The organism is Mesobacillus harenae (assembly GCF_013343715.1).
Classification (GTDB): domain Bacteria; phylum Bacillota; class Bacilli; order Bacillales; family Cytobacillaceae; genus Mesobacillus_A; species Mesobacillus_A harenae.
In genome coordinates, this window is sequence record NZ_JABUNR010000001.1 from 1 (window position 1) to 23027 (window position 23027).

The following is a 23027-nucleotide window of genomic DNA, read 5'->3' on the forward strand; positions in this document are numbered from 1 at the left end:
CAGTACGTACTGCCAAAGAAAGAAGAACGTCGGAAAGCCGTATGAGGGAAAACCTCACGTACGGTTTGATGAGGAGGAGCTGAAAGTAAAAGAGGAAGTCAGGAAGGCTTCCTCTTTGAAATCAGTTTCTTACTCTACACAACCTTGTTAAAAAAGAATGGGGCATTTTTGTTGTTCAAAAAGGGTAATGACAGAATGAAACAATATTTGACTCCTTCAATAGTTAAGAATGCTGTTGTTTAAGACTAGTTTCTTCTAATAAAGACAACTGCCAGAACAGTTTAGGCGATTCCCAAAATCCATTATAATTTGTCTCCCTTGTTTTTCCTTTCATCTTCATAGAAAATCATATATTATAGAACCAAGGTGAAAATCGAAAAAAATGTCGCATTTTTGCGGCGTGGAGGGTTCTGATGGAAAAAACAGAATGGTACTTAGAATATGAAATTCAGAAAAACCGTCCTGGACTATTAGGTGATATTTCATCATTACTAGGGATGCTTTCCATTAATATTGTTACAATAAATGGTGTTGACGAAGGCAGGCGAGGCCTGTTAATTTTGGCCAAAGATCGTGAACAAATTCAGCGCCTTGAGTCAATTTTGTCCACAATGGATACCATAAAGATAATCAAGCTTCGTGAACCTAAGCTTCGCGACAGGCTTGCTGTCCGTCATGGCCGTTATATCCAGAGAGACGCTGACGATAAAAAAACCTTTCGTTTTGTACGGGATGAACTTGGACTATTAGTTGATTTTATGGCAGAATTGTTTAAGCAAGAAGGACATAAGCTTATTGGGATACGCGGGATGCCGAGAGTGGGTAAAACGGAATCAATAGTCGCTTCCAGTGTATGTGCAAATAAAAGATGGCTGTTTGTTTCGTCTACTCTTCTAAAACAAACGATCAGAAATCAGCTGATTGAGGATGAATATAGTGATGACAACCTGTTTATCCTTGATGGAATAGTTTCCACTAAGCGCGGAAATGAACGGCATCTGCAGCTCGTTAGGGAAATTATGCGCCTTCCTGCGTGTAAAGTGGTTGAACATCCAGATATCTTTGTTCAAAACACAGAATATACTTTAAAGGATTTCGATTACATCATTGAGCTGCGCAACCATCCTGACGAAGAGATTGTCTATGATGTTCACGAAAATAATGCATTTTTAGACTCTAATTTTGGAGGATTTGATTTTTAACAGTATTGGAAGGTGTTACCATGAGCGAACTAGGTAATCGGTTAAGAGAGGCCAGGGAAGCAAAAGGGTTGAGTCTCGATGAATTGCAGGCGCTAACTAAAATACAGAAACGGTACCTGCTTGGAATTGAAGAAGGCAACTATGAGATGATGCCGGGAAAATTTTACGTGCGCGCATTTATAAAGCAATATGCTGAGGCAGTCAATCTTAATCAAAATGAATTATTTGAACAATATAAAAACGAAATACCAACTACATACACTGAAGAGATCCCTAAGGAGCTCTCACGGGTACGGACTAGAAAAGAGATATCCCCCCAGACATCAAAGGTTTTTGATGTCTTGCCTAAAATTTTAATTGCCTTGTTTATCCTAGGAGCAGTTGTTCTGGTCTGGTACTTTGTTCAGCAAAATGCATCTGAAGATTCACAGGGGACTGCACCAGGAGGCAATGAAGTTAGCTATCAGGAATCAGAGGAATTGCAGAACGATCCTGAGGAAATAGAGGAGAACACTGCCGAGGAAGAGAATCCTGAGCAGGACCCTATTGATGAAGAACCTGAACCCGAACCCGAACCCGCTGAGCAGGAGTTAGAACAGGTTGAGGTTAATGGGCGCAATACCATCTTTGAACTGCGGAATGCCGATTCATTTGAAGTAAGAGTCGTTTCCACAGGGAAGACGTGGGTCAATATTTTAAACGGAAACAGTGAATCTTTCTGGCAAGGTGAATTGCCTCAAGGAGAAACGGATAGCATGACAGCTGATTTTTCAGATCAGTCAGAAGCTACAATCATTGCCGGCTATCCGCCGGACACCGAGATATATGTAAACGATCAAAAGCTTGAATTTACCGCGTCTCCATCACGCCAGGATTTCACAATCCGCTACGTTCAAGAGAATGAATAGTCATCTTTAATGGTGACTATTTTTCCCTGCCCTGGGCCGCAATGGACCTCACGCTTTTCTAACTTTTTGGAGGGTAACTATAATATGAATCTGCCTAATAAAATAACCGTATCACGAATTCTGTTAATTCCTATCTTTCTTGTGATTATGCTCGCTCCCTTTTCATGGGGGGACATAAGATTGTTTGGGGCTGATATGCCGGTCACCCATCTGATTGGAGCATTAATTTTTATTATTGCCTCAGTTACTGATTGGGTTGATGGCTACTATGCGCGTAAATATAATCTTGTCACAAATCTTGGGAAGTTTTTAGACCCGCTAGCGGACAAGCTGCTTGTTTCTGCTGCTTTAATCGTCCTTGTTGAGCTGGGCTTGGCAGCTTCTTGGATCGTGGTGATCATCATTAGCAGGGAGTTTGCTGTTACGGGATTAAGGCTAGTGCTTGCAGGTGAAGGTGAAGTTGTTGCTGCAAATATGCTCGGTAAAATTAAAACCTGGGCACAAATTATAGCGATATCTGCTTTGCTGCTTCACAATACAATATTTGAATTAGCTTCCATACCTTTCGATGATATTGCGCTTTGGGCTGCAATGATTATTACGATTTGGTCAGGATGGGACTATTTTGCTAAAAACAAACAGGCTTTCTTGAGTTCTAAATAAAGCAGGTAAAGGGAGAGTTTGCATGAATGCAGAGATAATCGCAGTAGGTTCTGAGCTGCTTCTTGGGCAGATTGATAATACCAATGCAAGTTTCTTATCGAGACAGCTGGCTGAGGCAGGAATTAATGTTTATTATCATACTGTGGTCGGTGATAATTCCAGCCGGTTGAAGCAGGCGATCGAAATTGCCGAACAGAGAGCAGACTTTATCATTTTTACAGGCGGACTTGGCCCTACAAAAGATGATCTGACAAAAGAAACGATTGCACGACACCTTGGTACAGAGCTAGTCAGTGATGATGAAGCGATGGAATCAATCGAAATGTATTTTACGAGGGTAAAGCGTAAAATGACAGAAAATAATAGAAAACAAGCTCTAGTTCTTAAGGATGCACATGTTCTTAGGAACGAAAACGGCATGGCCCCTGGTATGGTCTATACAAATGAAACTCACATGTATATGCTGCTTCCAGGCCCGCCCACCGAGCTCCAGCCTATGATGCTCAAGTACGGACTGGCAGCTATTCACACCAAACTGGAGAGACCAGCACAAATCGTCTCAAGGGTATTACGCTTTTTTGGAATTGGAGAAGCGATGCTTGAAACAGAAATCGAGGATCTTATTGACAGCCAAAGTAATCCAACCATCGCTCCGCTTGCTTCCAATGGAGAAGTGACACTTCGATTAACAGCGAATCATGAACTGTTCGAAACAGCCTTATCCTTATTAGATCAAACGGAAGCAAAAATCATGGCAAAGGTAGGTCGTTATTTCTACGGTTATGATGATACAAGTCTGATTGATGAGCTTTCCAAACTTCTTGCAGAGAAAAGATTAACCATTTCGAGTGCCGAAAGTCTAACGGGAGGAATGTTTCAGCAGGAGATGACATCAAGGCCTGGTGCAGGCAGTCTGGTTAAGGGAGGCGTCGTCTGCTATACGAATGAAGCAAAGGCTAACGTAGTCAAAGTCAGCAAAGAAACCATCGAGAATAAAGGGGTTGTAAGTGCTGAGTGTGCTGCGGAGCTAGCTGAAAATACAGCAGAGCTGTTTAATGCGGATATCGGCATCAGCTTTACAGGAGTCGCAGGACCTGAGAAGCTTGAAGGTCACCCGGTCGGTACTGTATTTATTGGTATTTCCATCAAGGGAAGACCTGTCAGGATCGAAAAAATTCAGCTTGGCGGCAACAGGGAGTCCAATCGAATCAGAAGCGTCAAATATGGCTGTTACTTTTTGATAGATAGCTTGAAAGATTCACAGGATGCTTAGGTCCTGTGAATCTTTTTTATTTATTTAAAAGCAAAAACAATTAGGTTTTCAGAGGGCGGAGTCCGTCAAAATAGGCTAAAACAGACTTGGAAATCCAATTTTCATGCTAATTTCGAGCCAAAAACAATCGAATAAACGTTCGCCTTTTTGCTAGACAAAGAGGCTTAAAACAGGTATAGTAATCATAGGTTCTTTACTAGAAACCCAACAAGCCAGACAAGTGCCGGTTTGTTTATATAAAGGAGGAAATATATAGTGAGTGATCGTCAAGCTGCCTTAGATATGGCATTGAAACAAATAGAAAAGCAATTTGGAAAAGGTTCCATTATGAAACTTGGAGAGCAAACAGACCGCAAAATCTCAGTTTTTCCAAGTGGTTCCCTAGCATTGGATGCTGCGCTTGGAATAGGCGGATATCCGCGCGGGCGGGTTATCGAAATCTACGGGCCTGAAAGCTCAGGTAAAACAACTGTAGCCCTTCATGCTATCGCAGAAGTCCAGGCGGCAGGCGGCCAGGCGGCTTTCATCGACGCCGAGCACGCTCTAGATCCGGTTTATGCCCAAAAACTTGGCGTAAATATAGACGAATTGCTTCTTTCCCAGCCAGACACTGGAGAGCAGGCACTTGAAATTGCAGAAGCGCTCGTACGCAGCGGAGCAGTTGACATCGTCGTTATTGACTCTGTTGCTGCCCTTGTACCGAAAGCTGAAATTGAAGGTGAAATGGGAGATTCCCATGTTGGTTTACAGGCACGCCTTATGTCCCAAGCGTTGAGAAAACTATCCGGCGCTATTAACAAATCAAAAACAATTGCTATTTTCATTAACCAGATTCGTGAAAAGGTTGGCGTTATGTTTGGTAACCCTGAAGTAACGCCAGGCGGCCGGGCACTTAAGTTTTATTCAAGTGTGCGTCTTGAAGTTCGTCGTGCCGAAACCTTGAAACAGGGGAATGAAATGGTCGGGAATAAAACAAGAATTAAAGTTGTTAAAAACAAGGTAGCACCTCCTTTCCGGACGGCTGAAGTTGATATTATGTACGGTGAAGGAATTTCAAAAGAAGGCGAAACAATCGATCTTGGGTCTGAGCTTGATATTGTTCAAAAGAGCGGATCTTGGTATTCGTATAATGAAGAGCGTTTAGGTCAGGGACGTGAGAATGCTAAAATGTTCCTCAAGGAACACCCTGAGCTTCGTATTGAAATACAAAAGAAAATCCGTGATCACTACGGCTTAGATGGAGATAAGATTGCCCCAGAAGAGGAAGAGGAAGAACTCAGCCTTTTAGATTAAAAGATTATATCACCCTTGGCAAAGCCCTTTGGGCTTTGCCTTTTTTAATGGCTCTGTTAAAGAACATTGTTGATTTTAAGCATTGTTGATTGGAGTGAAGGCGATCGACTCCTCGAAAATGCTTGGGCATTTTCTCGTGCGTGGGCTTGCTCAAGGAAGCCCTTCAGTGTCCTGCAGGAGCAGCGGGTACAGGGGAGACCCACAGGTGCTTCAGCACCGAGGAGGTAGTTTTTTCACGATAGTGAAAATAACCCTTCATGACCGCCCCGCGGAAAGCGAGCGCCTGGAACGAATATCAACAGCCAAGTTTAACAGAGGCCTTTTTAATAAGATGGTTTCCAGCCGGCAACTATTTGACAAAAACCTTATAAATAGTATGAAATCAACCATGAACTATAGGGGACAACCCCTTGACAATAAAAATTGACAGCTTTACAATTAAAAATGTATATTTTTACTTTTTATAGTAATAAAAACGTTTAAAAGCCTTTGTGCTGTATGTTGATGATTTTAAGGCAATGTACATGCCGACACTTTAAAAAACGTAACAAAAGTTCATAGCAAGAGGAGGTGAAAATGATGGAAATATTTGAAATCATCTCCATTTTGCTTGGCCTATTCGTCGGTGCAGTTGTTGGCTATTTTTATCGTAAGTCCGTTGCAGAAGCAAAGGTAGCTGGAGCTAGAAATGCTGCAGAACAGATCCTTGAAGATGCTAAACGTGATGCTGAGGCATCTAAAAAGGAGTCCTTGCTGGAAGCAAAGGATGAAATTCACAAGCTTCGCACTGAAGCCGAACGTGAAGTTCGTGAACGAAGAAATGAACTGCAAAAACAAGAAAATCGTTTACTGCAAAGAGAGGAAAACCTTGATCGAAAAGATGAAACGTTGAATAAACGTGACGCTCTTTTAGAACGAAAGGATGACTCTCTAAACCAAAGACAACAGCATATTGAAGAGATGGAAAGCAAAGTGGACGAGATGGTACGAACTCACCAGGTTGAACTGGAGCGCATCTCGGGCTTATCAAGGGATGAGGCAAAATCCATCATTTTAGAAAGAATTGAGCAAGATCTTGCTCATGATATCGCTATAATGATTAAAGAAAGTGAAAACAGAGCAAAAGAAGAATCGGACAAGAAAGCGAAAGAATTACTTTCACTCGCCATCCAAAGGTGTGCAGCGGATCATGTTGCAGAAACAACTGTATCAGTTGTTAACCTTCCTAATGATGAAATGAAGGGACGTATTATCGGACGCGAAGGACGAAACATTCGAACTCTGGAAACATTAACTGGGATTGATCTCATCATCGATGATACACCGGAAGCTGTTATCTTATCTGGTTTTGATCCGATTCGCCGTGAAACAGCCCGTTTGGCTTTAGAGAAGCTTGTACAGGACGGACGTATTCATCCGGCCCGTATTGAAGAGATGGTTGAAAAAGCGCGGCGTGAAGTCGACGAGCACATTCGTGAGGTTGGCGAACAAACAACCTTCGAAGTGGGAGTCCATGGTTTGCATCCTGATTTAATTAAAATTCTTGGCCGCTTGAAGTATCGTACAAGTTATGGTCAGAATGTATTAAAGCACTCAATTGAGGTCGCACACCTTTCTGGGTTATTGGCGGCTGAATTGGGCGAGGATACAACTCTTGCCCGCCGGGCGGGACTTTTGCACGATATTGGGAAAGCGATTGACCATGAAGTGGAAGGAAGCCATGTTGAAATTGGTGTAGAACTTGGTACCAAATACAAGGAACACCCAGTTGTTATCAATAGTATTGCTTCCCACCATGGCGATACAGAACCAACTTCCATTATTGCAGTTCTTGTAGCAGCAGCCGATGCTTTATCAGCTGCAAGGCCGGGAGCTCGAAGTGAAGCACTTGAAAACTACATTCGCCGACTTGAGAGATTGGAAGAAATCTCAGAATCGTATGATGGCGTTGAAAAGTCATTCGCAATTCAAGCGGGACGAGAAATACGTATTATGGTCAGGCCAGATCAAATTGATGATCTGCAAGCCCATCGTCTGGCGAGAGATATCCGCAAGAAAATTGAAGAAGAGCTCGATTATCCTGGACATATCAAAGTTACGGTTATCCGGGAAACAAGAGCAGTTGAATATGCAAAATAAAGCGGTGCCCATGGCACCGCTTTTTATTTCGCCTGATCGTGAGAATAAACAAGCATTAGATTGTGTTACACTTTAGTTAAAGTAAAAATAATGGATTAGAAAGAGGATGCAGATGAGAATTTTATTTATTGGGGACGTTGTAGGTTCCCCAGGTCGGGATATGGTAAGGGAATACGTGTCAAAGCTGAAAGATCAGTTTCGCCCGACAGTAACGATTATTAATGGTGAGAATGCAGCTGGAGGAAAAGGTATAACTGAAAAAATCTATCGTGAATTTTTAGAGGGTGGTGCACAGGCTGTAACGCTCGGAAACCATGCCTGGGATAATCGAGAAATCTTTGAGTTTATCGAAAAGGCCAAATACCTGGTAAGACCAGCTAACTTTCCGGAGGGTGTTCCGGGAAAAGGAATTGCCTATCTAAAAATCAATCAAGATGAAGTCGCAGTCATAAATCTGCAGGGGAGAACCTTCCTAGCCCCAACAGACTGCCCGTTTAAAAAGGCAGATGAACTGATCGAGGAAGCATCCAAGCGGACAGCGATTATTTTTGTTGATTTTCATGCTGAAGCCACAAGTGAGAAACAGGCCATGGGCTGGTATTTGGACGGGCGTGTTACAGCGGTAGTTGGCACACACACACACGTTCAAACAGGAGATGACCGAATTCTTCCAAAAGGGACTGCTTACATAACAGATGTAGGTATGACAGGCCCATACGATGGAATTCTAGGTGTAGAAAAAGACGCTGTACTAAAACGGTTCTTGACTAGCCTTCCAGTCCGCTTTGAAGTTGATACGGAGGGAAGAAACCAGCTGAGCGCTGTTATTGTGGATGTAGATAAAAAGACAGGTACAGCTAGCAAAATACAGAGAATCCAAATCAACCCTGACCACCCATTTTATTCCTGAAAAGCATAGCCGACTCGGAACAAGTACAGCTTGTTCCTGCAGAGCATATTCACTTAGAAGCTTCCCTTAGTGTCAGGGCGACAGGCATAAGACGAGCGCTGACAGAAGTCGTTTTTTGCCTTCCGAAGCGAATGGCTTATGGCCCCGAGCCCCTAGGAGGCGAAGCTAGACAAAAAAAGCGTAGCCGACTGTCCAGAAAAGTGTAAATGCCTCTGAGGTGTTTACGCTCGGATAAAATTTAATCAGCATAAAATAGAGCCTGGAGAAGGCTCTTTTTGTTCAAAGATAAGAAAGTATAAAATTTTGAAAATTGAATACTGTCTGGCTCCAGCGCCTAGCCCCTCGAGTCGCTTCGGTCTAGCTGATGAAGTCAAAGAACGACTTCACCTTCTGGCCCTCCAGCGCTTGTCGGGGCTGTTCAAGGCGCTTGCGCTTTTCTTCTGGAGAAACAGCATGACACACGTGGGCAAAGAGCGCATAGAGAAATCTCCATTTTTTTGACCAAGCCGGCATATGTAAACGATCTGCTGAATATAGTAGCAGTGGAACGATAGATCCCGGATGCACCACTTCTGGGTATGCGGGTCGGGAGAAAACAAGGAGGAGCTAGGAATGGAAATATTAAAAGTTTCAGCAAAATCTAATCCTAATTCTGTAGCTGGTGCACTTGCTGGAGTTCTGCGTGAAAGAGGCAATGCAGAAATTCAGGCAATTGGTGCAGGTGCATTAAATCAAGCCGTTAAGGCAGTAGCGATTGCAAGAGGGTTCGTAGCGCCTAGCGGAGTAGATTTGATTTGCATCCCGGCATTTACAGATATTTTGATTGACGGGGAAGAACGTACCGCGATCAAACTAATTATTGAGCCAAGATAGGTACAGTTAACTTCGTAAGAATAATGGAAAAAATATGAATCATTGAAAACATGAAACCTGTTTGCAACGAAAAGCAAACAGGTTTTTCTTTGCGAAGAAGTTAAGCCGATTTTCCCCGCATCAATTGAAATCCTTCACTGTAAGATTGAGGGGAACTAACTCTGATGAGTCTTTATCATATCAGCTTCAAGTAAATCAACCCCAATACAAAAAGAGACCTCAATTAGCCAATTAACAGTCTAGAGCAGATAGTGCTGCTAATCTTCAAAGGATAGGGAGGGCATTACGGTGAAAATATTTGATGGTCATTGCGATGCTTTATATAAAATGTTTATTGACCAATCTTTGAACTTCGAAAACTCTAAGGAAATGCATGTAACATATCACAATATTAAAAATGCTGGCATAAAAGTTCAATCCTTTGCCATTTATGTTCCTGAATCAGTACACCCAGATTTAAAATTTAATGCAGCTCTCTATATGGTGGATCTATTTTACGAAAATATCCTAAAAAGATTTCCCGAGTTTAGACTAGTTAAAACAAAGCAGGACCTTTCCAGCCTCGAAAAGAATGAAATTGGTGCAATCTTAACATTGGAGGGCTGTGATTGTATTGGGTCTGACTTAGTTAAACTAAAGACACTGCTTCGTCTTGGTGTAACGGCAGTTGGCCTTACTTGGAACTATGCTAATGATGTTGCAGATGGATCACTTGAAGAGAGAGGGGCGGGCTTGTCAAAGTTCGGAAAAAGCCTGGTTGCCCTTTTAAATCAAACAGAGACTGCATGTGATGTATCGCATTTATCAGATATGGGTTTTTGGGATGTAGTAGAATGGGCTGATCTATTGTATGCATCGCATTCGAACTGTTACTCGCTATGTCCTCACCCGAGAAACTTAAGGGATGAACAAATAGAAGCACTAATTGAAAGGGACAGTGTAATAGGCATAACCTTCGTCCCTAAGCTATTGACTGGAAAGAATTCTGCAACAATAACGGACATCCTCAGGCACATTGAACATATATGTGCACTCGGCGGCGAAAATCATGTAGGATTCGGTTCTGATTTTGACGGAGTGGAGAAAACTGTAGTGGGACTATTTAACACCGGAGATTACGATTACTTGGCTAACGAACTCCAAAAATATTATTCTAATATACAAGTTGAGAAGTTTATGTATCAAAATATGGCAAAAAGAATACTTAGAGAAAAGTAGCAAAAGGAGTTGATTTTACTGCTTTATTTTTCCAAAATCATGTAAAAGAAGGAAGGTTGCCAGTATATTTTAAAAAATAAAAAAATATTCGTATTTTAATCAATATTTGTCCTGAAAGGGTTGCTTTTTTTTCTGCATAGGTCTAGAATTGTAAGCGTTTAGTACCGTCCAATAGTTATTGTTTTAGCTATAGATATATAGTGTCTGGCTAAGGTGGCCAGATTGAATTGGAACCGGGCTACTCTAAAAAACAGAAAACGTTTTTACATAACTTTTTAACGTAACCAAAGGGGTGTAAGGGAATGATCAATCAACTTTCATGGAAAGTTGGAGGACAGCAAGGGGAAGGTATTGAAAGCACAGGGGAAATATTTTCGATCGCATTAAACCGTTTAGGGTATTATCTGTATGGTTACCGCCACTTTTCATCAAGGATTAAAGGCGGGCATACTAATAACAAAATCCGTGTGAGCACAACTCAAGTCCGCTCCATTTCGGATGATTTAGACATTCTAGTTGCATTTGACCAGGAAACAATAGATGTAAACTTCAAAGAATTGCATGCAAACGGCGTGATGATTGCGGATGCGAAATTTAATCCGAAGAAGCCGGAAGATACAGAAGCCGCACTATATGCTGTACCATTCACAGAGATTGCCACAGACCTAGGAACATCCCTCATGAAAAACATGGTTGCGATTGGAGCAACTAGCGCAGTCTTAGATTTAGATATTAAGGTTTTCGAAGAAGTTGTCGAAGAAATCTTTGGACGTAAAGGCCAGCAGGTTGTAGCAAAGAATATGGATGCTATTAAAGCAGGCTATGAATATATGAAGAATCAGCTTAGCGAGTCTACTCAGCTGATGCAGCTAGACAAGGCAGATGGCCAAAAGCGTCTGTTCATGATCGGAAACGATGCAATCGCATTAGGTGCTGTTGCAGGCGGCTGCCGGTTCATGGCTGCCTACCCAATTACACCAGCTTCAGAAATAATGGAATACTTAATTAAAAAGCTTCCAGCCTTGGGCGGAACTGTTATCCAGACAGAAGATGAAATTGCTGCGGTAACTATGGCTATTGGTTCTAACTATGGTGGAGTACGTTCGATCACTGCTTCAGCTGGTCCTGGTCTTTCATTAAAAATGGAAGCAATCGGATTATCAGGAATTACCGAAACACCATTGGTAATTGTAGATACACAGCGTGGCGGTCCATCAACAGGACTTCCAACTAAACAGGAACAATCTGACTTAATGGCGATGATTTATGGAACGCATGGAGAAATTCCTAAAATTGTAATGGCTCCAAGTACAGTTCAGGAAGCTTTCTACGACGCAGCAGAAGCGTTTAACCTTGCAGAGGAGTACCAGTGCCCGGTCATCCTGTTATCTGACCTGCAGTTGTCCCTTGGTAAACAAACGGTTGAACCGCTTGATTTCAGCAAAGTAGAAATCCGCCGCGGAAAGCTTGTTACAGAAGAATTGCCTGAGATCGAGAATAAAGGCTATTTCAAACGTTTCGAAGTCACTGAGGATGGAGTATCTCCTCGTGTTATTCCTGGAACGAAAAATGGAATTCATCATATAACTGGTGTAGAACATGACGAAACAGGTAAGCCTTCAGAATCTGCTGCTAACCGTAATGCTCAAATGGATAAGCGTTTCCGTAAGGTTGAAAATATCAAGTTTGACACTCCAGTCTATAAAAATGCGCCGCATGAAGAAGCGGATCTTTTGATCGTAGGCTTTAACTCTACAAGAGGGACAATTGAAGAAGCAATCGGACGTCTTGAGAAGGATGGACTTAAGGTAAACCATGCTCATATGCGCTTGATTCATCCATTCCCGGTTGATGAAATGCTGCCTCTTGTAAAATCAGCGAAACAGATTGCAGTTGTTGAAAACAACGCGACAGGCCAGCTTGCAAACATTATTAAGATGAATGTTGGAAGTGCTGAAAAGCTGACTAAGATTCTAAAGTACGACGGAAATCCTTTCTTGCCGCATGAAATTCACACCAAATGCAAGGAGTTGTTCTAAATGGCAACATTTAAAGAGTTTCGTAATAATGTTAAACCTAACTGGTGCCCTGGATGCGGCGACTTCTCTGTTCAGGCAGCAATTCAGCGTGCAGCAGCAAATGTAGGATTAGAGCCGGAAAACCTTGCTGTTGTATCAGGTATCGGGTGCTCAGGCCGTATCTCTGGTTACATTAACTCGTATGGTTTCCATGGTATTCATGGACGTGCTCTTCCAATTGCTCAAGGTGTTAAAATGGCAAACCGTGACCTGACTGTAATCGCATCTGGCGGTGACGGGGATGGATTCGCAATTGGTATGGGACATACAATACATTCTATCCGCCGTAACATCGATATTACTTACATTGTTATGGATAATCAAATCTACGGTTTGACAAAAGGGCAAACATCGCCTCGTTCAGCCGCTGGTTTTAAAACAAAATCAACACCATCTGGTTCAATCGAACAAGCAATATCACCTATGGAAATGGCTTTGAGTGCTGGGGCGACATTCGTGGCACAAAGCTTTTCTACCGATCTTAAGGACTTAACAGCATTAATTGAGGCAGGAATCAACCATAAAGGATTCTCTCTAATCAACGTATTTAGCCCGTGTGTAACGTACAATAAAATAAACACTTACGATTGGTTTAAAGAAAACCTGACAAAGCTTAGCGATATTGAAGGCTATGATCCATCAAACCGTGGAGCAGCTATGCAGACATTAATGAATCATGATAGTCTTGTAACTGGTTTAATTTATCAGGATACAGAGCGTAAATCTTACCAGGAGCTTGTTAACGGCTATTCCGAAACGCCGCTTGCTCATGCTGATCTGAAACTTGATCAAGAGCATTTTGACAAATTAGCTGCTGAATTCATGTAAAAGTAACAACAAGAACCCCGGTCAATAAGACCGGGGTTCTTGTTTGTTTTCAGGAAAGTATTAAAAGTTCAATGCGGATAATCGATGGGTTGTTTGCATTCAGCTCTAGCTAGCATCCATCGTAGGAAAACCGTCCACTTCCTGCAGAGACTCAATATGAAAGTGGTTTCAATCTGCACTTTCCTTATTTCAGTCAATGTTCAGCCTGACATACTTCGAATAAAGAGATTTTTTCCTGAGAAAAAAAGATTGTAAGGGGGAATGTTGTGATGCCAGTCACAGCGTTATAGAAAATGGCCATTTATAATAGGCTTTGGTGAGCGGACAAGGGCAGTTACATATCATTCTAGCTAGGAAAAAACATTAATTTATCCATTTTTACTTTTTCAGCTATACAGCAATAAAAACATTTATAAGCTTTTTGGGTTTTCGTAGTTAAACAGACATAGAGCGTTGGTCCAGCTAGAAAGGCGAGGGAAACATCCTGTTCTTTCTATTGTTTTCAAAGGCTATTACCTTTATACTATTATAATGTGCGGATTGATATATCTAGGATCTTTTTAGTTATCAATAAGCATGATCTATGAATAATAATTTCTATAATAGCAAGTCTTTGATAAACAAACTTGATGAAAGGGGCATGATGATGAACGAGAACCAGCGTTTAGAAGGTCAGCAAATAAAGGAAGCTAATCCTTCGGACAAAAAATCCGACAAAGATTACAGCAAATTCTTTGAAACAGTTTACACTCCGCCGTCATTGAAAGACGCTAAAAAGCGCGGTAAGGAAGAAGTCTCCTATCACAAGGACTTTGATATTCCTGAAGAGTTCCGCGGAATGGGTAAAGGGCGTAAGTTTTACATCCGTACATACGGATGTCAGATGAATGAGCATGATACTGAGGTCATGGCAGGTATCTTCCTTAATCTTGGATATGAACCAACTAATACAACAGAGGATGCAGATGTAATTCTATTGAATACTTGTGCAATCCGCGAAAATGCGGAAAACAAAGTATTTGGGGAATTGGGCCATCTAAAACCATTAAAAGTGGAAAAGCCAGACTTAATTATCGGTGTTTGCGGCTGTATGTCTCAGGAAGAATCAGTCGTCAATAAGATCCTGAAAACATACAATCAAGTTGATATGATTTTCGGTACCCACAACATTCACCGCCTGCCACACATTTTAAATGAGGCTTATATGTCTAAGGAAATGGTGGTCGAGGTTTGGTCTAAGGAAGGCGACGTTATTGAAAACCTTCCAAAAGTTCGCCGCGGCAACATTAAAGCGTGGGTGAACATCATGTATGGCTGCGACAAGTTCTGCACCTACTGTATTGTTCCTTTTACGCGCGGGAAAGAGCGGAGCCGCCGTCCTGAAGATATTATCCAGGAGGTGCGCCAGCTAGCTGCACAGGGCTATCAGGAAGTTACCCTTCTTGGCCAAAACGTAAACGCATATGGTAAAGACTTTACTGACATCAAGTTTGGACTTGGTGAATTGATGGAAGAAATGCGTAAAATTGATATTCCGCGTGTTCGTTTTACGACTAGCCATCCGCGCGACTTCGATGATCATTTAATAGAAGTGCTTGCAAAAGGCGGGAACTTGGTGGAGCATATCCATCTTCCGGTTCAATCCGGCTCAACAGATGTATTAAAAATCATGGCTCGGAAATATAGCCGGGAACAATACCTTGAGCTCGTTCGTAAAATTAAAGCAGCGATTCCAGATGCTGTACTAACGACAGATATCATTGTAGGATACCCAAACGAAACAGATGAACAGTTTGAAGAAACAATGAGTCTGTACCGTGAAGTTGGCTTTGACACAGCTTATACGTTTATTTACTCCCCAAGGGAAGGTACCCCTGCTGCTAAAATGCAGGACAATGTTCCAATGGAAGTGAAGAAGCAGCGCTTGCAGCGGTTAAACAGTCTTGTTAACGAGGGATCTGCCGAAGCAATGAAAAAATATCTTGGTGAAATTGTTGAGGTATTGGTTGAAGGCGAAAGCAAAAACAATCCTGATGTTATGGCAGGCTATACACGCAAAAACAAGCTTGTTAACTTTAAAGCGCCGAAAACAGCAATTGGCAAGTTAGTGAAAGTTAGAGTGACCGATGCAAGAACGTGGTCATTAAATGGCGAAATGGTTGATGAAATGGTTGAACAATTAGAAGCGGCTGAGGTGAATTAATATGTCTAAATACACAAAAACTGACATTATGGCACGTGCGAAAGAATTAGCACAAATGATTTCCGAAACAGAAGAAGTTGATTTCTTTAAGCGGGCAGAAGCTCAAATTAATGAAAATGAAAAGGTTCGTACAACAATTGCCCAAATAAAGGCATTGCAAAAGCAGGCCGTTAACTTCCAGCATTATGGAAAGCAGGAAGCATTGAAGAAGATTGAAGCTAAAATTGATGCTCTCCAGACTGAATTGGATGAACTTCCAATCGTTCAGGAGTTTAAGCAATCCCAAGTTGAAGTAAATGACTTACTGCAAATCATCGCTTCGACAATTTCGAATACAGTTACCGACGAAGTCATTTCATCCACAGGCGGAGACTTACTGCGCGGTGAAACAGGAGCAGCCCTGGCTAACAAAGGCGGCAGCTGCAGCCATTAATAGGATAGGATCAAAGACATGGTGCCAGAGGGTGCCATGTCTTTATTTTATACCGTTCTAAATCCTCATAATTCTCCGTATTATCCACTACTTCATTTTTTAGCATTTTAGTAGATGAAAGTGGTTGTTGCAAATATATTAAAGGAAAACAGAACAGGGTCATACCTTAAATTACTTACGTACCCTGACTAAGGTTTATGCCTGGAATTAATAGTTCCTGATATCTTTCAAATTATCCATTTCTTCTGTTGACATGCCGAAATTAGTCTTCATGCTTCCTTCAACAGTTACTGAATATGCCGTTTATTTGTATAAGAAAAACTTTGAGCTTATCAGAAGGGAAATACTGCTGAGGCAGATGAACCCGGAGTTATCCTCTGCGGACAGCGTATGTATATGTTGGCTTCTACACAACCGTCACCTTTACCGGTTTCCCCCAGAATAAAGAATGAAGAGCTGATTGGCGGAATCAGCTCTTCTTATTTGGAGGAAGAAGTTAATTGGGAGTGTTATATTGCAGTTGCTAACAGCTTCATTTGAGACTGGAGATATGGCTTTAATTTCTAGCAATCCAGGAGGTGGCAAGCGGGTTATTGTCCTGACCTTCCCAGTTGGCTAGTTATTTTCTGCCTCCGCGTTCACGTCCGCGGGTATTCTCAACGTCAATCTCAACATCTTTTTCAATATCAACTTCATTTTCTTGTCTTACATCCTGATCTTGATCAAGCTCATTAGCCGCAACATTAGTTATATCTTCAATATCAATCTCGTTGTCGTCACCGTCTACAATTACCAATATTAGTTGAGTAGCTTCTGCAGTCTGTGCTGCTTCCTGGGAAGCAAAATTCGTTTGCTCCATTTCTTTACTTCTGCCTGATCTCGTATCGGCAACGAAATCACCGGCTTCAGTTCTTCTGAGACGGACGCATGCATTTCCAAAAACTCTATCGTGCAACATATCTATTCACCTCCCTTCAATTTCCTGAATATGCTGTAACTCAAGGTGGATTAATACCTCTCTATAAATTTTAAAAGATCTTTGAGATTGAATGCATCGTCTTTTTTGTCTTGGTCAGGATTTATTGGAGTGGAAAAAGGAATAATTGTTGAGATCTTATTTCTTCTCATCCTGTTTTTTTTTGATGTTATCAAGGGCTTTAACTACCTGGTTTTTCACCTGATCCAACACTGCTTTTAGTTCCTCTTCTGCAAGGCTATTTTTTTCATTGGTATATACCTTTCCATTCTTATTAATCTTGTAGGTAAAGTTTCTGTTACTCGACTTTCCCATAACCTCTCACCTCCTTCCACTTGGTATATCTTATGGTTGTATGGAAAAGCCTGTATCAGCATTTAACAGAGGACAAGCGCACATTTTAGTAGATTTTAGATTTAGCCCATGTAAAAAAGCACCATAAATAGGTGCTTTTTAATTAAGATACAAGGCCTTCAAACTTTCCTAGCTCAATGGTTAGCAATGAAGCAACTAAAAACATCTCAAACTTCTTTTCGTTCATGAAAACGCCAGCAAGTTATCATGTCTTAAAATGCTGCTTCTAACCAACTGCAACTGAAAACGGAAGTATTCTAACTCCAGCAATTAGACATTTATCCGAAAATAACATCTTCATCGGAGTAGTATAACAAAAAGTAAGTTTCTTCCATATATGAAGCAACAGGTTTACCATCAACAGTACTTAATGGGTTTCCTGTCCCTATTTTTGAAACTGCGTAACATAAAAAAGGGCTCAGCATACAATGCAATATGCCTATATTTAATCCAGTGATTAAGTAAATTTTAATCGCACACTAGTCTAATATCCCGCATAGGATGAATTGAAAAAGATTGAGGAGGGTTCGCTCGCAATGGGAGAATACAGAGAGATTATCACGAAAGCAGTCGTAGCGAAAGGACGCAAATTTACCCAGTCCAATCACACGATAGCGCCTGCACATAATCCGTGCAGCATTCTCGGCTGCTGGATCATAAATCACACCTATAAAGCGAAGAAGATTGGTAAGACAGTAGAAATCAGCGGCTCTTATGACATTAACGTTTGGTACTCCTTTAATGATAATACAAAAACAGAAGTCGTTACTGAACGTGTTGCCTATACGGATGTCATTAAGTTAAAGTATCGCGATCCAGACTGCATGGATGACCATGATGTGATTGCTCAGGTACTTCAACAGCCAAACTGTGTTGAAGCTGTCATTTCACCAAATGGAAACAAGATTATTGTTCATGGGGAAAGAGAATTCCTGGTAGAGGTAATCGGAGAAACAAAAGTTTGTGTACACGTTAATCCAGATGGATGTGACGATGACGACGATGAATGGGGCTTCGAAGTGGAAGATGAAGAGTTCGAAGATTTAAACCCAGACTTTTTAGTCGGTTCAGAAGAAGAATAACAACAGACTAGGAAGGTTGCTTCCTAGTCTTTTTTTGAATAGTAAAGGTGACAGGCACCATCCAGTTTACTGGATGGTGCCTGTCACCTTCCATGAAGTTTCCAACTAATTAAGGGATTGATATTACGACTTTTGGATGAGGGAATTGAGAGGAGGCGTCTCTATACTTGTAGTTAAGGAGGAGATCCGGATGAAAATATATCAAGTGACGTTAGATTGCCAATTACTTCATGAAATGAAAGAGTTTTATACACGCGTTCTAGGAATGGAACTTATTGCGGAATCAGAACAGGCATTTGAGGTTATGGCAGGCAGCACCAAGCTGCATTTTATAAAGAAAAATGAACGGCCATTTTATCATGTTTGTTTCCGAACCGGCAGTGGGCATTTTGAGACAATGCTGTCAAACCTCAATCAGCTTGGGTTATTGCTTCCTGATGGGGAGGGAAACTGCAGCATGTTTTGGAAGGAGAAGCAGGCCTATTTTTCAGATCCCGATGGAAATGTTCTTGAAATGCTTGAACGTCCTCAGAATAATAACCTTTTGCAGAGCTGGCATGATGTTGGTGAAATCGGCTTGCCGTCAGCTGACGTTATAGAGCTCCAAGAATTTTTGAGCGAACTGATACCAAATGAAATTAAAAAGGAAAGCAAAACGTTCTCCTTTTTTGGAGATCAGGCAGGTGTGTTTGTCATTGTTAAGGAAGGACGGAATTGGTATCCAACCGAAAGGGCCGCAAAGATTCATCCCTTTACAGCCATTGTTTCTGGAAAAACCGAGGGACAGTTAACTCCTCCGAATCTCCCTTACAAAATTATTGTAAAAAAAGAATGGGGTAATTTTTTGCCTGCAGTTCAGTTCAGAATGGCACGCCCAACCAATCAGCTAGGTAATATTGTGAGATTTTACAACGAAGGGATAGGGTTGAAGAAAATTGGAGAGTTCCACAAGCATGATGGGTATGACGGAGTGATGCTTGGATTGCCGGGTTCCAGTCACCATTTAGAATTCACCCAGTATGACTATTGGATGGACCTACCGATACCAACCAGTGAGCACCTGCTTGTATATTATCTTCCTGATCAAAAAGAGCTGGAGAAAGTTACTAAGCGTTTAGATGAAATGAGCTATGAAAGGGCAAAACCGGAAAACCCCTATTGGTCCAGAGGCGGAGTAACATTTAAAGATCCGGATGGCTGGCTTGTTGTTTTAATGAACACAGCCGGGATATGAGCAACCAATCTTAAGGCATTGCCTGTTTTTATCGAAAAAATTCGTTGTTGCCCTCACGTACATCTAATCCTTACATAATTTATCATGAAAGGAGGATAAGTGATGGGATTCGATGTACAAATGGCACAAAAATATCTAGGGAAGGCAGTCCAATTTCACAATGAGGATGGAGAACTGGTCGTTGGAAAAGTTGTTGGGGCAGAAAGCGACGCGTTTCTTATTGAAAAATGGGACACTAAAGAAGAAAAAGACCTAGGTGGTACAGGGTATGGATTTTATGGACCAAGAAGGCCTTTGTTTTACCGGCCTCGTCCTCGTCCATATTTTTATGGGCCTCGTCCATACGGGGCGCCTGTCGGGCGTTATCCGTATGCGGGAGCAATTGGATTAACACTATTACCGTTTTTATTCTGGTAAAAAAATAAATAGGAGCCTTCGCCAGCTTTTATAAAAATCTAAAGACTTATTGGGGCAAAACAAGTTTAGACCTATTCTGTTCGGAATAGGTCTAAACTTGTTTTTATAAGGTAAGAAGTTTGAACATTGATTAATCGTCTAGCTGGATTTTCCCGAGCTGAAAAAATCTCCCAGTCTCTTAGAAGAATGCCCATTTATGATATAATAGATTGTCAGAGAAACATATCGTAATAAATCGAATGCTGGAGGATATTATGGCAGGTTATACGCCCATGATTAAACAATACTTACAAATTAAGGAAGACTACCAAGATGCCTTTTTATTTTTCCGTTTGGGAGACTTTTATGAAATGTTCTTCCAGGATGCTCTTAAAGCATCACAGGAGCTTGAGATTACTTTAACAAGCCGAGACGGCGGCGGGGAAGAGCGCATACCTATGTGCGGGGTCCCTTACCACGCAGCCCCTCAATATATAGAACAGTTAATTAAAAAAGGCTATAAGGTAGCCATTTGTGAGCAAACCGAAGATCCGAAGCTGGCTAAAGGCCCTGTCAAACGGGAAGTCGTTCAGCTGATCACTCCTGGTACGATGATGGAAGGCCGTAACCTTAGTGATAAGGATAATAACTTTATCGCAACACTCTCGGATTTTGAGGATAGTACATATGGGTTTGCCTGCAGTGACCTATCTACGGGAGAAAGCCGGGTAACCCTTGTTGCGGGAAGTGTTGAGGATCTGTTAAACGAGCTATCCCTGACAGGAGCACGAGAGGTAGTAATTGAAAAAAACATTGATCCACACCTTGAGCAAAAGCTTAAAGAGCGGTTTATCCTGACGCTTTCGTATGAGGACGACTCTTCGATTAAGGAAAGCTTCAGCTTATTGCTGTCTGATCTTGTAGAGGAAAAACACAAACTGACTGCTTCTCGTCTGTTTAATTATTTGTACCGAACCCAGAAAAGAAGTTTGGACCATTTACAAAAAGTGGTCAGCTATCAGCTTCAGCAATATATGAAAATTGATTATTATTCAAAGCGAAATCTGGAATTGACTGAAACGATTCGCTCTACTGCCAAAAAGGGTTCCCTGCTTTGGCTGCTGGATGAAACAAAGACCGCGATGGGAGGACGCCTTTTAAAGCAATGGATCAATCGCCCACTCGTTAAGCAGGAAGAAATTGAGAAGCGTCAGGATATGGTGGAAACCTTTATCAGTGCATTCTTCGAGCGGCAGGAGCTCCGTGAAAAGCTGAAGGAAGTCTACGATTTAGAACGGCTCGCAGGCCGGGTGGCGTTTGGAAATGTCAATGCCAGGGATTTAAATCAACTTAAACGTTCCCTTCAGCAGGTCCCGCAATTAATGCATATTCTTGAGACGCTGCCAGAAAGTAAAGCTGCAGAACTAAGAAACCGACTTGATCCATGTGAAGAGTTGACCGATCAGCTTGAATTGGCAATTGTAGATAATCCGCCTATCTCTGTTAAGGAAGGTAATTTGATTCGCGACGGTTTCGATCCGCGCCTTGATGAATATCGAGATGCAAGCCGCAACGGCAAAACATGGATTGCTATGCTTGAGAAACAAGAACGGGAAAAGACAGGAATTAAATCATTAAAAATCGGCTACAATCGCATTTTTGGCTATTATATAGAAGTCACAAAAGCAAATCTGCATCACCTGGAGGAAGGCCGTTATGAGCGAAAACAAACTTTGTCCAATGCAGAGCGTTACATTACACCTGAGTTAAAAGAAAAAGAGGATTTAATTCTTTCAGCAGAAGAGAAAAGCATTGAGCTGGAATATGAACTGTTTACAGCGATTCGGGAAACAGTTAAGGATTTTATTCCACGACTTCAGGCACTGGCCAGAACTGTAAGCGAACTCGACGTTCTGCTCAGCTTTGCCGAAGTTAGCGAACAGCGCCGCTATGTGAAGCCAAAGTTTTCAGCGGAGCGCAGAATTGCGTTAAGAGAAGGGCGTCACCCTGTTGTCGAGAAGGTAATGAATGCCCAGGAGTATGTACCAAACGATTGCTTTATGGACAATGACCGTGAAATCCTATTAATAACAGGTCCGAACATGTCCGGTAAAAGCACCTATATGAGGCAGCTTGCGCTTGTGGCAATCATGGCGCAAATAGGCTGCTTCGTTCCTGCAGAAGAAGCCGTCCTTCCTGTGTTCGATCAAGTGTTCACAAGAATTGGCGCTGCTGACGACTTAATATCGGGGCAAAGTACCTTCATGGTCGAAATGCTTGAAGCGAAAAATGCGATCACTAATGCTACACAAGATAGCTTGGTTCTTTTTGATGAGATCGGGCGCGGCACATCCACATATGATGGGATGGCTTTAGCCCAGGCGATCATTGAGTACATTCATAACCGGATTGGTGCAAAAACACTGTTTTCGACCCATTATCATGAGTTAACTACCCTTCAGGAAGAGCTGAAACAGCTGAAGAATATTCATGTGAGTGCCATTGAAAACGAGGGTAAGGTTGTCTTCCTTCATAAAATTAAAGATGGTGCCGCTGATAAAAGCTACGGTATCCATGTTGCTCAGCTGGCAGAGCTTCCTTCCGAACTGATTCAGCGGGCAAATGAAATTCTTTACACCCTAGAGCAAAAAGAAGCGGGTAACCGAGCCATTGAGGAAGCTTCAGTAAAAGCTGAAACAAGCGGACCGGATAGTACTGGGTCAAGATTAGCCGCTGCAGCCGCTGAGACACTCGCCGAACCGGAAACTGTATTTGAAAGCAAGGAAGCTCAGCTGTCATTTTTTGCAGCCGAACAAACCGAAAAACCGGAGCGGCTCAGCAAAAAAGAAAAGCGAGTGCTAGAAAAGCTAAGTTCGATGGAAATTTTGGACATGACCCCGCTGCAGGCAATGAATATTCTGTATGAGCTGCAAAAAAAATTAAAATAATTTTAAAAACGGATCG

At 41.8% G+C, this 23027-nt stretch carries 19 protein-coding genes; 17 read left to right on the top strand and 2 right to left on the bottom strand.

Annotated features, from left to right (window positions below; translation table 11 throughout):
• The first annotated feature begins 413 nt into the window (after positions 1 to 413).
• The 13 genes from HRJ06_RS00005 (at position 414) to HRJ06_RS00065 (ending at position 16021) form a co-directional block, all read left to right on the top strand.
• Complete coding sequence (locus HRJ06_RS00005; protein WP_174726859.1) at positions 414 to 1202, top strand: DUF3388 domain-containing protein; 789 nt, start codon at positions 414 to 416, stop codon at positions 1200 to 1202.
• 20 nt (positions 1203 to 1222) lie between these two features.
• The gene (locus HRJ06_RS00010; RefSeq protein ID WP_174726862.1) at positions 1223 to 2110 is read left to right on the top strand and encodes a helix-turn-helix domain-containing protein; all 888 of its coding nucleotides are present in this window, start codon (positions 1223 to 1225) and stop codon (positions 2108 to 2110) included.
• An 84-nt stretch (positions 2111 to 2194) separates the two neighbouring features.
• The gene (gene pgsA, locus HRJ06_RS00015) at positions 2195 to 2773 is read left to right on the top strand and encodes a CDP-diacylglycerol--glycerol-3-phosphate 3-phosphatidyltransferase (protein WP_174726865.1); all 579 of its coding nucleotides are present in this window, start codon (positions 2195 to 2197) and stop codon (positions 2771 to 2773) included.
• Positions 2774 to 2795: 22 nt separating this feature from the next.
• Positions 2796 to 4046, top strand: coding sequence for a competence/damage-inducible protein A (locus HRJ06_RS00020; RefSeq protein ID WP_174726868.1), 1251 nt, complete (start codon positions 2796 to 2798; stop codon positions 4044 to 4046).
• A 255-nt stretch (positions 4047 to 4301) separates the two neighbouring features.
• A complete protein-coding gene (gene recA / locus HRJ06_RS00025; RefSeq protein ID WP_174726871.1) occupies positions 4302 to 5339 on the top strand; it encodes a recombinase RecA in 1038 nt (345 codons plus the stop codon).
• A gap of 579 nt (positions 5340 to 5918) precedes the next feature.
• A complete protein-coding gene (gene rny / locus HRJ06_RS00030; RefSeq protein ID WP_174728054.1) occupies positions 5919 to 7478 on the top strand; it encodes a ribonuclease Y in 1560 nt (519 codons plus the stop codon).
• Positions 7479 to 7590: 112 nt separating this feature from the next.
• On the top strand, positions 7591 to 8388 hold the full coding sequence (locus HRJ06_RS00035) for a TIGR00282 family metallophosphoesterase (protein WP_174726873.1): 798 nt from the start codon (positions 7591 to 7593) through the stop codon (positions 8386 to 8388).
• 612 nt (positions 8389 to 9000) lie between these two features.
• Complete coding sequence (gene spoVS / locus HRJ06_RS00040) at positions 9001 to 9261, top strand: stage V sporulation protein SpoVS (RefSeq protein WP_090742139.1); 261 nt, start codon at positions 9001 to 9003, stop codon at positions 9259 to 9261.
• Between the two features lie 288 nt (positions 9262 to 9549).
• On the top strand, positions 9550 to 10479 hold the full coding sequence (locus HRJ06_RS00045) for a membrane dipeptidase (RefSeq protein ID WP_174726875.1): 930 nt from the start codon (positions 9550 to 9552) through the stop codon (positions 10477 to 10479).
• Between the two features lie 302 nt (positions 10480 to 10781).
• Positions 10782 to 12518: a 2-oxoacid:acceptor oxidoreductase subunit alpha gene (locus tag HRJ06_RS00050; protein ID WP_174726878.1), complete on the top strand. Its 1737-nt coding sequence runs from the start codon at positions 10782 to 10784 to the stop codon at positions 12516 to 12518.
• Positions 12519 to 13385: a 2-oxoacid:ferredoxin oxidoreductase subunit beta gene (locus tag HRJ06_RS00055; protein ID WP_174726880.1), complete on the top strand. Its 867-nt coding sequence runs from the start codon at positions 12519 to 12521 to the stop codon at positions 13383 to 13385.
• Positions 13386 to 14028: 643 nt separating this feature from the next.
• Entirely contained in the window at positions 14029 to 15588 is a 1560-nt protein-coding gene (gene miaB / locus HRJ06_RS00060; RefSeq protein ID WP_197969806.1) for a tRNA (N6-isopentenyl adenosine(37)-C2)-methylthiotransferase MiaB, read from the top strand.
• Position 15589: 1 nt separating this feature from the next.
• The gene (locus HRJ06_RS00065; protein WP_174726883.1) at positions 15590 to 16021 is read left to right on the top strand and encodes a YlbF/YmcA family competence regulator; all 432 of its coding nucleotides are present in this window, start codon (positions 15590 to 15592) and stop codon (positions 16019 to 16021) included.
• A gap of 619 nt (positions 16022 to 16640) precedes the next feature.
• Here the strand turns inward: HRJ06_RS00065 and HRJ06_RS00070 are convergent.
• Together HRJ06_RS00070 and HRJ06_RS00075 are read right to left on the bottom strand one after the other, a co-directional pair.
• On the bottom strand, positions 16641 to 16979 hold the full coding sequence (locus HRJ06_RS00070) for a hypothetical protein (RefSeq protein ID WP_174726886.1): 339 nt from the start codon (positions 16977 to 16979) through the stop codon (positions 16641 to 16643).
• A gap of 156 nt (positions 16980 to 17135) precedes the next feature.
• Entirely contained in the window at positions 17136 to 17312 is a 177-nt protein-coding gene (locus tag HRJ06_RS00075; protein WP_174726888.1) for a hypothetical protein, read from the bottom strand.
• A gap of 575 nt (positions 17313 to 17887) precedes the next feature.
• Between HRJ06_RS00075 and HRJ06_RS00080 the strand changes: the two genes are divergently transcribed.
• From HRJ06_RS00080 to mutS, 4 genes are all read left to right on the top strand, one after another.
• Positions 17888 to 18433, top strand: a complete 546-nt coding sequence (locus tag HRJ06_RS00080) for an outer spore coat protein CotE (protein ID WP_174726891.1) — start codon at positions 17888 to 17890, stop codon at positions 18431 to 18433.
• 190 nt (positions 18434 to 18623) lie between these two features.
• Complete coding sequence (locus HRJ06_RS23555; protein WP_338421034.1) at positions 18624 to 19667, top strand: VOC family protein; 1044 nt, start codon at positions 18624 to 18626, stop codon at positions 19665 to 19667.
• Between the two features lie 102 nt (positions 19668 to 19769).
• On the top strand, positions 19770 to 20084 hold the full coding sequence (locus HRJ06_RS00090) for a hypothetical protein (RefSeq protein ID WP_174726857.1): 315 nt from the start codon (positions 19770 to 19772) through the stop codon (positions 20082 to 20084).
• Between the two features lie 254 nt (positions 20085 to 20338).
• Positions 20339 to 23011 (top strand): DNA mismatch repair protein MutS, encoded by a 2673-nt coding sequence (gene mutS / locus HRJ06_RS00095; RefSeq protein WP_174726894.1) that lies wholly within the window; start codon positions 20339 to 20341, stop codon positions 23009 to 23011.
• Positions 23012 to 23027: the final 16 nt, after the last annotated feature.